This window comes from Streptomyces sp. NPDC007095 (genome assembly GCF_040634475.1).
Taxonomy (GTDB): domain Bacteria; phylum Actinomycetota; class Actinomycetes; order Streptomycetales; family Streptomycetaceae; genus Streptomyces.
The window spans coordinates 43,171-53,153 of the sequence record NZ_JBEYFS010000068.1 but is presented as its reverse complement, the minus strand read 5'-3'; the positions used below and the strand labels follow the sequence as shown (position 1 = coordinate 53,153).

General features: G+C 70.2%; 9 protein-coding genes. 3 read left to right on the top strand and 6 right to left on the bottom strand.

Annotated features, from left to right (window positions below; all coding sequences use genetic code 11):
- The 3 genes from ABZ656_RS23655 to ABZ656_RS23645 form a co-directional block, all read left to right on the top strand.
- A partial coding sequence (locus ABZ656_RS23655) for a putative Ig domain-containing protein (RefSeq protein ID WP_360270283.1) occupies positions 1-660 on the top strand: 660 nt, incomplete at its 5' end.
- 91 nt (positions 661-751) lie between these two features.
- A complete protein-coding gene (locus tag ABZ656_RS23650) occupies positions 752-1,210 on the top strand; it encodes a hypothetical protein (protein ID WP_360270281.1) in 459 nt (152 codons plus the stop codon).
- Between the two features lie 208 nt (positions 1,211-1,418).
- Positions 1,419-2,381: a helix-turn-helix domain-containing protein gene (locus ABZ656_RS23645; protein WP_101400567.1), complete on the top strand. Its 963-nt coding sequence runs from the start codon at positions 1,419-1,421 to the stop codon at positions 2,379-2,381.
- A 47-nt stretch (positions 2,382-2,428) separates the two neighbouring features.
- Here the strand turns inward: ABZ656_RS23645 and ABZ656_RS23640 are convergent, their stop codons facing one another.
- The 6 genes from ABZ656_RS23640 to ABZ656_RS23615 form a co-directional block, all read right to left on the bottom strand.
- Positions 2,429-3,799: a cytochrome P450 gene (locus tag ABZ656_RS23640; protein WP_360270278.1), complete on the bottom strand. Its 1,371-nt coding sequence runs from the start codon at positions 3,797-3,799 to the stop codon at positions 2,429-2,431.
- Positions 3,796-4,881 (bottom strand): epi-isozizaene synthase, encoded by a 1,086-nt coding sequence (gene cyc1, locus ABZ656_RS23635; protein WP_101403731.1) that lies wholly within the window; start codon positions 4,879-4,881, stop codon positions 3,796-3,798. Before cyc1 ends, ABZ656_RS23640 begins: the two co-directional genes overlap by 4 nt.
- Before the next feature lie 349 nt (positions 4,882-5,230).
- A complete protein-coding gene (gene def, locus ABZ656_RS23630; RefSeq protein ID WP_101400565.1) occupies positions 5,231-5,881 on the bottom strand; it encodes a peptide deformylase in 651 nt (216 codons plus the stop codon).
- 139 nt (positions 5,882-6,020) lie between these two features.
- Positions 6,021-7,001 carry a hypothetical protein gene (locus ABZ656_RS23625; RefSeq protein WP_101400564.1) on the bottom strand — a complete coding sequence of 327 codons (981 nt, stop codon included), beginning with the start codon at positions 6,999-7,001 and terminating at the stop codon, positions 6,021-6,023.
- Between the two features lie 152 nt (positions 7,002-7,153).
- Positions 7,154-8,434: an HD domain-containing protein gene (locus ABZ656_RS23620; RefSeq protein ID WP_360270275.1), complete on the bottom strand. Its 1,281-nt coding sequence runs from the start codon at positions 8,432-8,434 to the stop codon at positions 7,154-7,156.
- Complete coding sequence (locus tag ABZ656_RS23615; protein ID WP_360270273.1) at positions 8,431-9,879, bottom strand: HD-GYP domain-containing protein; 1,449 nt, start codon at positions 9,877-9,879, stop codon at positions 8,431-8,433. The genes ABZ656_RS23620 and ABZ656_RS23615 overlap by 4 nt, the downstream gene beginning before the upstream one ends.
- Between the last annotated feature and the right edge of the window lie 104 nt (positions 9,880-9,983).

The window sequence follows — 9,983 nt, the reverse complement described above, 5'->3', positions numbered from 1 at the left end:
TCGGCCAGCGACAGCGCGGGCGCGACCCTCACCTACAGCGCGAGCGGTCTGCCGACCGGCCTGTCGATCAGCAGCTCCACCGGTCTGATCTCCGGCACCGCGAGCACGGCGGGTACCTACAGCGTCACCGTCTCCGCCTCCGACAGCACGGGCGCCTCCGGCTCCGCCTCCTTCACCTGGACCGTCAGCACCTCCGGCGGCGGCACCTGCACCTCGGCGCAGCTGCTCGGCAACCCGGGCTTCGAGTCGGGCAACACGACCTGGAGCGCCAGCAGTGGCGTCATCACCAACTCCAGCAGTGAGGCCGCGCACGCCGGTTCGTACAAGGCCTGGCTGGACGGCTACGGCTCGACGCACACCGACACGCTCTCCCAGTCGGTGACGATCCCGTCCGGCTGCAAGGCCAGCTTCACCTTCTACCTGCACATCGACACCGCGGAGACCACCACCAGCAGCCAGTACGACAAGCTGACGGTCACCGCGGGATCGACCACCCTGGCGACGTACTCGAACCTCAACGCCGCCTCCGGCTACAGCCAGAAGACCTTCGACCTGTCCTCGTTCGCCGGGTCCACCGTCACCCTGAAGTTCAGCGGTGTCGAGGACTCCTCGCTCCAGACCAGCTTCGTCGTGGACGACACCGCCGTCACGACCAGCTGACCAGTGGGGCCCTGGCCGGCGTCGCGGTCAGGGCCCTGTGTGGATCCTGATGCGGGGGTGGCACGTCCAAGCGACAAGGAGGTGCCACCCCATGCGCCGTACGACCCACCATCGGATCCTCGCCCTCACGGCCCTGACGCTGCTCCTCGCCGGCTGCGGCACACAGGGCGGCGGTGACGCGGGCGGCAGCCGCACCGTGTCGCCGTCCCCCACGACGAGCCACCAGAGCTGCGACAAGGCTCCCGCGGAGCTCGGCGCCGCCGACACCGGCCATACGTACTGCCTCACGGCCGGCGGCGTACTCCGCCTCACCCTGGACGGCACCACCAGTCGGCCGTGGACCCCTGTCAAGGTCAGCGGCGCCGGGCTAGAGGCCACCAACAGCGGCGTCGTCCTCCAGGCGGGCGACGCGAGCTCCGCCTTCAAGGCGGTCTCGGCGGGAACCGTCCACCTCACCTCGTCCCGGCCGCTGTGCGCGACCGCCCCGGGCAAGGTGTCGTGCAAGGGCATTCAGGAGTGGACGGTCACGGTGCTGATCACGAAGTCCTAGCTGACGGTCGATGCGCCGCTCGTGGGCCGCGCCGATCAGCGCGGGCAGGGCCAGGACCACGAAGATCGCGAGGACGGTCAGGATTCCGGCGGTGGTGTCCATGAATGTCTTCATGAACACCACTGTCGTACCGCTCGCTCCTCGGCGTCAGTGGCAGGACTGCCGTAGACCCTCGATTTCCTGCCACTGACGAGGCACACTGGCGGGCATGCTGAAAAACGTGGCCGCGGTCCTGCTCGACGGTGTGCACCCCTTCGAACTCGGGGTCGTCTGCGAGGTGTTCGGCATCGACCGCAGCGACGACGGCCTGCCCGTCTACGACTTCGCGGTCGCCTCCGCCGAGGGCCCGACCCTGACCACCCACGCGGGGTTCTCGCTGACCATCGAGCACGGCCTGGAGCGCCTGGAGAGCGCCGACCTCATCGCTCTTCCCGCCGGGAACTCCTATGTGTCCCGGTCCTATCCGCCCGAACTGCTCGACGCCCTGCACCGCGCCACGGACCGCGGCGCCCGGGTGCTCAGCGTCTGCTCCGGCGTCTTCGTGCTCGGCGCGGCCGGGCTCCTCGACGGGCGGCGCTGCGCCGTGCACTGGCACCACGCCGAGGAGCTCACCCGGCAGTACCCGAAGGCGATCGTCGAACCGGACGTGCTGTACGTGGACGAGGACCCGGTGATCACCTCGGCCGGCACCGCCGCCGGAATCGACGCCTGTCTGCACATCGTCCGCAAGGAACAGGGCCCCGAGGTCGCCAACGCCATCGCCCGCCGCATGGTGGTGCCCCCGCACCGCGACGGCGGGCAGGCCCAGTACATCGAGCGCCCGCTGCCCCGCTCCACCTGCGACACGGTCGGCGAGGTACTGGTGTGGATGGAGCGCCACCTCGACCGGGAGGTGACCGTCGAGCAGCTCGCGGCCCGCGCCCACATGTCCCCGCGCACCTTCGCACGCCGCTTCCAGCAGGAGACCGGCACCACCCCGTACCGCTGGATCCTGCGCCAAAGGGTGCTGCTGGCACAGGAGTTGCTGGAGGCGTCGGACGAGACGATGGACGCGATCGCGGGACGCACCGGGTTCGGCACCGCGGCCGCGCTGCGCCACCAGTTCGTCCGGAGCCTGGGGACGACCCCGCAGGCCTACCGGCGCACGTTCAGGGGCCCGCGGGCCGCCTGAACGCGCACCGGTACGGACACCGGGTCACCGCGGACGACACCGCGCGGTCACCGCGGCAGGGCCCTCAGCAGCAGCCGGTACGGACGCAGCGTGATGCCGACGCGGGTCGCGTCATTGGACTCGGAGACCTGCTCGAACCGCCACCGGGACGCAACCGTCGCCGTGATCAGGCTGAGCTGCGCCATCGAGAAGTGATCGCTCGGGCACTTCCGGTTGCCCACACTGAAGGGGCTCATGGCGTACTTCGGGACGTCCTTGGCACGTTCCGGGAGCCAGCGGTCGGGGTCGAAATCCAGATGCCCGTCGTACGAGCGCGGATCACGCTGGATGGCGAACGGACTGTAGACGATGTCGGCACCGGCCGGAATCCGATAGCCGCCGAGTTCGGTTTCGGTCACCGCCCGCCGGGTCAAAATCCATACGGCGGGGCGCAGCCGCATCGACTCGACGACGACATTGTTGGTGTACGACAGCTTCCGGACGTCGTCGAATGCGACGGGTCGGTCCCCTACGACGGATTTGACCTCCTCGGCCACCCGTGCGGCGTGTTCCGGGTGTTCGGTGAGGACTTGCAGCAGCCACATGATCGTGGACGCCACGGTTTCACTGCCGGGCGTGAGTATCGCTACGACTTGGTCGTGGATCTCCTGTTCGCCGATCGGCTCGCCGTTCTCGTCCTTCGCTTCCAGCAATGCCGTCAGCAAATCGTCCGGCTTTTGACCGGATGCGCGGCGCTCGGCGACGATCTCGTCGACGAGGAGATGCAAATCGGCCAATGCGCGGTCGAATTTGCGGTTGGCCGGAAGCGGCAGCCGATAGAGCGGGCCCGCCGGGATCACCATGCGCCGGTACATGCCGCGGAACACGGTGGCGAGCGCCATGCTGAGGCGCTCGGCGCGCTCGTCCATGAACTCGCCGCGCAGCAGACAGCGGGCCGCGATACGCACGGCGACGCGGAACGACTCGGAGGTGCAGTCGACGGGCTCGCCCGACCCCATGCGCTCGGCGAGCGCCCGCGCCTCCTCCTCCATGATCGGTCCGTACTCGGGGATGATGTCGAGCCGGAACGCCGGCTGGATGGTGCGACGCTGGCGACGGTGCCTGGGGCCGTTCGCGGTGGCGACGCCCTCCTTGCCGAGCAGGCCTTCCAGGGACTCCCAGAGGGGTCCGTCGATCTTGAAGTCGGTGCTGAGCGCCATCGCTCCGGTGAGGGCCGGCGAGGTGAGCGCGTACACCGTCTTGGGGCCCAGCCTGAGCCGTACGACGTCGCCGTGGTCGCGGAGCCGGGCAAGGAAGCCCAGCGGGTCGCGGACCAGTTTCCAGCCGTGACCCAGGACCGGCAGGCCGCCTCCGGCGAGGGGTGGAACGGGCAGCTGCGGTGCCGCGGGTTGCGCGGGCTTCACTGACTCGACGGTCATGACTCACCTGCCGCTTCGTTGTTGACGTACGGGGGTGTGGAGCGGTCGTCCCAGCTGTCGACGGTGTACCGGCCGGACTCGTGGTGGAACCAGTACACGGAGCTGAACCAGTTCCGCATATTGCCGAGGCACGCTTTCACGGCGAGGCTCAATTCCTTGCCGTGCACGGTGCCGTCCGCGAGGGTGTCGGCGAACCGGTTGAGGTCCTTTTCCGCGTCGAGGAATTCGGCGATGCATTCCTCGATCCGCCGCCGGATGTCCTGGACCGCTTCTTCGAGTATCAGCCCCTCGTGGCGGATGAGGCTGATTCCGAGATTGTGGACCTCGTCGCCCGCGATTTCTTTCGGGAGCGAACAGAGGTCGTTGTACCAGGCGGCGAATTCCTGGCTCAGCAGAGCGGCCCGGCGATATGCGAAATGGTTCCGCACGGCGGTGGGAAGTTCACTGCCCGCGCTCGGCTCCAGAAGGTCGGTCCAGATCCAGTGCGCGAAGGTGAGCCGCCGCAGTTCCAGATATTCCTCGACCGTGGGCACGGTGACGTTGACACGGTTGCGGAATTCCCGGTCGTACGCCTCGATCACCGCGTGGAAATGCCGGGCGAAGCGTGCGTTCCACTTCTTGGTCAGGAACGAGTACAGGCGCACCATGCTGTCCGCGAACCCCGCGACCAGGGGATCCTGGTGGTGCAGATACTCCCTCGGGGAGTCGAGAGCCGCGTGCAGCTGGAACCTGAGGCTACGCCAGGCGCCGGGCCTGCCGTGGACGACATCGCGGTCGTGGCGGTCGTCCCAGACGAAGAACCACGCGCTGTAGTCGGCTATCGCCTGCATGACCTCGTCGGGGGCGCCAATGTAGTAGCCCGCCATCAGGTCCGTATAGCAAAGGCCGTCGGCATATTCGTCGACCTTGTCCGCCGGCATGAGGCGTTTTTCCCTCAGCCACGAACGTGTGTTCTCCTGGAGTCTCGGCCAATACGGGTGCAGTTGGCGGGGAAACGCGGACTCGATCACCGGGAGAGAGAGCGCCGGTGGAACCGCGACCACGGTCGGTGTCGATGAAGTGCCGTGTGAGAATGCATGCACGAACAAACCCCTCTCAGCCTGCAGTTGACGCTGCGCCCCTCCCGCTGTGCCGGGCGTGCGCCGTTGCGTATCCCCGCACTTCCCATTCAGCACCACAACTGACCGTTCTGGGAACGGATTTGCTCCACTCACTACCCCACAGTGCTGAGAATGTCCCCTTGTGTGACTGGATATGGATCACTAAGGGAGCACAAGGGATCGAACGTGCGACGCACATGCGAACGGCGCCTGGTCAGGGGATTCCCCTTGACCAGACGCCGCTCGGGCAGGCCCGCGAGTGCGCGCGAGCCCCAACTGTCCTGCCGCGACTCAGCCGTTCAAGTCGCTCACCAGATCCTGTCCCGGTGTCCTAGTCGTTCGCGACGATCGGGTAGCGGGGCTCGTTCTCGGCCATCTGCCGCAGGGCCTCCTTGCGCTCGCGCTTGGAGAGCCGGTCGATGTAGAGGTAGCCGTACAGGTGGTCGGTCTCGTGCTGGAGGCAGCGCGCGAAGTAGCCGGTGCCGCGCACCTTGATCGGGTTGCCCTTCCCGTCCTGCCCGGTGACCTCCGCGTAGTCGGGGCGGGCCAGCGGCGCGTACGCGGTCGGCACGGAGAGGCAGCCCTCGTTGCTGTCGTCGAGGCGGCGCTGCTCGGCGGGCAGTTCGACGAGGACAGGGTTGCAGACGACACCGACGTGCCGCTTGCCCTCGTCGTCCTGGCAGTCGTAGACGAAGACCTTGAGATCGACGCCGATCTGGTTGGCCGCCAGGCCCACGCCCTCGGCGGTGCGCTGGCTGGCGAACATGTCGGCGATCAGCTCGTCGAGCTCGGGCCCGAACTCGGTGACGTCCTTGCACTCCTTGTGCAGCACCGGGTTGCCGACGACCGTGATCGGCCGCGAGGTACCGCGCTCACGGTAGGCCGCCTCACGCTCCTCACCGTCCTCGGTGTCGATGACGAAGCCCTCGTCGTCCACGGGGAGCACTCCAGAGTGCTGCTGCTCGGTGTCCTGCTGCGCCATGACCGACGTACGCCTTCCTCGAAACCAGGGGTGTGGTGCTCTTACAGGGTACGGGGGTGGCGCCCCGCGAGAGCGCGGGACTGTGTTGATCTGCGGCTCCGCCGCGTGGGCGCGACAAGCCCCCGCCGGCCGGCAGCGCTCAGCACACCTCTTCGAGATCCCGCCAGTCCCGGGAGTCTGGGCTGTCCGCGACCCATCCGTCGAGCAACCCCCTGACCAGCGAAGCCGGCGCAGCGAGACCGCACTCCCGCTCCGGCACCCACAGCTGCCCGTCGGTGCGGTGACCGAGCGGTCCGGGATGCCCGGGCTCGCTGTGGTCGTGCGGGTCGAGGTGCTCACCGTCGCCCTCGTCGGACGGCATCCGCGACTCGGAACACATCCGGCACAGCAGCCGTACGGACGAGGACCAGTCCTCCGCGGCGAAGCCGGCGTCCGCCGCGAGCTGCTCCAGGGCGTCCCGGTCCTCCTCGGTGGCGGCCTCCAGGAGAACCACCCAGGTGGGTACCGGGGAGGGCGCCCACAGCTCGATCTCGTCGAAGACGGGATAGGCGTGCCCGGCGGCGGTCGTCCGCTCCCCGTGCGGGACACCGTCGTGCAGGACGACCTCGCCCCAGCGCCGCCCCGAGGACGGCAGCGGAATGGACAGGACCTCCACCCGGGCCGGATCGAGCCTGCGCCCCCACACGACCTCGGCCTCGCCCTCCGGCGACAGCCGTACGGCCGCGCTGCCGAGGTCCATGCCCACCGGTTCCCCGGAGACGGCGGCCCCGCCGGGCACCCGCAGCCCGTACGCCTGCCAGGCGCGGCGGGCCAGCGGCCAGTCCTGCAGGGCGGTGGCGGCGATCCCGACGTTCCACCAGTCGGGGGCGCCCGCCTCCCGTTCGAGGAGTGCGACGGCCCTGAGACCCGCGGCCCGTGCCTGCTCCCAGTCGTGCCGGAACTTGTGCAGCAGGGCCAGGTTGAACCAGGACTCCGACAGCCAGGGTTCCAGGTCCGCGGCGCGCGTCAGCAGCGCTCCCGCGTCCTCGTACCGGCCGTCGCCGATCAGCGTGAACGCGCGATCGGTGGCCTGCCGCCATGAGGCGGAGGGCCGGTGCCGTCCCTTGCCGAAGATCCTCACGATTCCCGCCTGCCAGTTCCTTGCGTTTCCCGCCTGCCGGTCCCTGAAGAGTTTCTTGAAGACAGCGCAGCCCCGGGCTGGCCCGTGCCCCCGAACACCCTCTTCCTCGCATCCAACCACGGACCGTTGGACGGGCGCTCATTACCCATGGGTTACCCAGCCTGGGGCAGGGTAAGGCTGCCTCGCAACAGGACCCTGGCCAGCGACTCCACGACCTCGGGCTGATAGTCGCGGGCGGTGGCCAGGCGCAGCTTCTCCAGGGCGGTGAGGGGCCCGCCCGGGCCTGCTTCCCTGGCCATCTCCTCGTACGCGTTGACGGCCCGCACGATCCGTGCCGTGACCGGCTGCTCCCGGTACGGATCGGCCTGCCGTTCCACGACCACGGCGACCTCGGCGTCCACGCCGGTCTGGCGCACGACGGCGCCGCCGAGGAGGGCGATGCGCCGCTGCTCGTCGGCCGAGAGCGCGGAGGTGGCTCCGGCGGGCACCGGGTCGACGAGGCTGAGCTGTCCGATGTCGTGCATGAGGGCCGCGTACTCCAGGATGGTCAGATCGGGCTCGGACAGCCCCAGCTCACGGCCGACGGCCCGGCTGAGCGCGGCGACCCGCCGGGCGTGCCCGGCGGGGGTGTACCCGGCGATCTCGGTCGCCCGCGCGAGTGAGGCGATCGTCTGCCGATAGGTGACGCGCACGGCGGCGAACCGCCGGACGGAGAGCTGGGTGAGCAGCAGGGGCAGTGAGAACACGGGCAGCGCCCACAGCCCGACGACCGCCACCGCGAGCGACATCACGGCCCCGGTCGCGCAGACCGCCGACCCGATGCCGAGCGTGGCCCGCAGCTCGTCCCTCAGCAGCGGTCCGAAGGGCCAGCGGGTCCGGGCGTGCGCCATCGCCGCCGCGAGCACGGCGTCGCACAGCGCGGTGAGCACCAGCAGGGAGACCAGCAGCAGGGCGTAGGAGGGACCGCTCCAGCCCGTCAACCTTCTCTGGTTGTAGAGGGGTTGGAAGCAGACGGCGGCGAAGGCGACGGTGAGGACGCGCCGGGTGAGGTGGTCGGCGGTGGGCCCGCGACCCCGGGCGACGTGCGGTACGCAGCCGATGAGGGCCGCGGCCACGACGACCGCGACGATCTCGAGGACGCCGTGGTCGGTATGGTGTCCGGCGTTCTCGCCGAGCAGCGCGTACGCGAGGGCTCCGGCGGCGGCGAGGGGCGCCGACTCCCGCTCCTCGGCCCCGCTCCAGCGGGTGAGCTCCCCCAGGGCGATGAGGATCCCGAAGGCGAGCGCGACTCCTCGTTCCTCGAGACCCTGCCACAAGACGACGGCCAGCGAGACGACCACGAGGAGCAGGGCGACCGCGTGAACGAGGGTGAGGGTGACCGGGGCTCGCCCGACGATCCCGTACCCGGGAATCTCCGCCCCGACGACACTCATGGACGCCTCCGCCCGACGGCGCCGCTCGACGGCGGGTCGCCACCCGCCGGGTCACGGTCCATGCGATGCCCGCCGGCGCCCGCCGGGGTCGGGTCTTTGTCTGTCGGGTTCGCTTCCGTCCGACTGGAAACGGGCGGAGCAGGCGGGTAAACCCCCGCGGTCACCGCAGGATGCCACCCGTGTCGGTCCAGCGCTCGTACCAGGGCCCGTACCATCCCGGGATCGAACTGCGCCCCCGCACACCGTTCCAGTTCCTCCAGCGCCACCGGCACCGGCCGGGCCCGCCGGTAGGACCGGGTCGACGTCATCGCGTCGAACGCGTCGGCGACGGCCACCACGCGCGCGAACTCCGGGATCTGGCGCCCCACCAGCCCGTACGGGTACCCGCTCCCGTCGATCCGCTCATGGTGGTGCAGGATCGCCGACCGCGCCTCTCCGAGGAAGCCGATGCCGCGCACCATCTCGTGCCCGTACTCGGGATGCAGCTCGATGATCCGCCGTTCCTCCGGCGTCAGCGGCCCGTCCTTGCGCAGGAGCCGGGTGGGCACGCCCAGCTTCCCCACGTCGTGCAGGATCCCGGCGAACCGCAGCACTTCGACGCGCTCGTCGTCCATGCCCAGCTCACGGGCGATCATCATGGACGCCTGCCCGACCCGCTCACTGTGCCCGCGCGTGTACCCGTCCTTGATGTCGACGGCCTGCACGAGGGCCCGGATGGTGGCCTGGTGGGCGGCCCGCTCCCGGTGGTACTGGGCGAACGCCCAGCAGGACACGTACATCGGCAGCAGGACGAGCAGCGCGGCGACAGGACCGTACGGACTGCGCCACAGCACCGCCATCATCAGCCCGGCGAGCCCGTGCACGGCGACGGAGGCGAGGGAGCGCGAGAAGAGCCCGCGCCAGGCGCCCCGCACCGGCACCCGCTCGGCGAGCGCCAGGATCCCGCCGTCGAGGGCAGTCAGCACCAGGCAGAAGGTGAGCACCGCGGCCCCGGCGGGTACGAGCGCGTACGGGAAGTGGGGCAGCGCGACCGCGTCCCCGCCACCCAGCGCCCAGTGCACCCGGGACGCCGCCCATACCGCGACGGCGAGCTGGGCCGCGCGCCAGACCCGGCGCAGCCACCGCGGCCGCTGTTCGACACGGGCGAGCAGCGCGCCCGGCAGCGCCACGAGCGCGGCGGCCGGCGGCGGCAGCAGAAAGGCCCCGGCGAGCAGCACGGGCAGGAAGGTGCCCAGCCCTCTGGGCGCGCCCCGCTCGGCGACGCGGGCGGCGGCACCCTTGGGGCCCTGCGGGAAGGGGATGCGCTCGCAGCCGGCGTACAGCGCGGCCAGCAGGGCGACGATCCACCAGGGTGCGTGAACGGCGGGCAGCGGAGCCAGGCAGGCCAGGGCGGCGGCGACGACACAGACGACGTAGAAACGCGCCCACGTCGGAATCGACCCCATCGCCTCGTTCCCTCCCCCGGACGTCCCCCGCCCCGGTCAGGCTCCGGAGCCTAGGACGATGGGAACGGCACGGGGGCGGCAATGGCCGAATCCGCGGGCTCGAA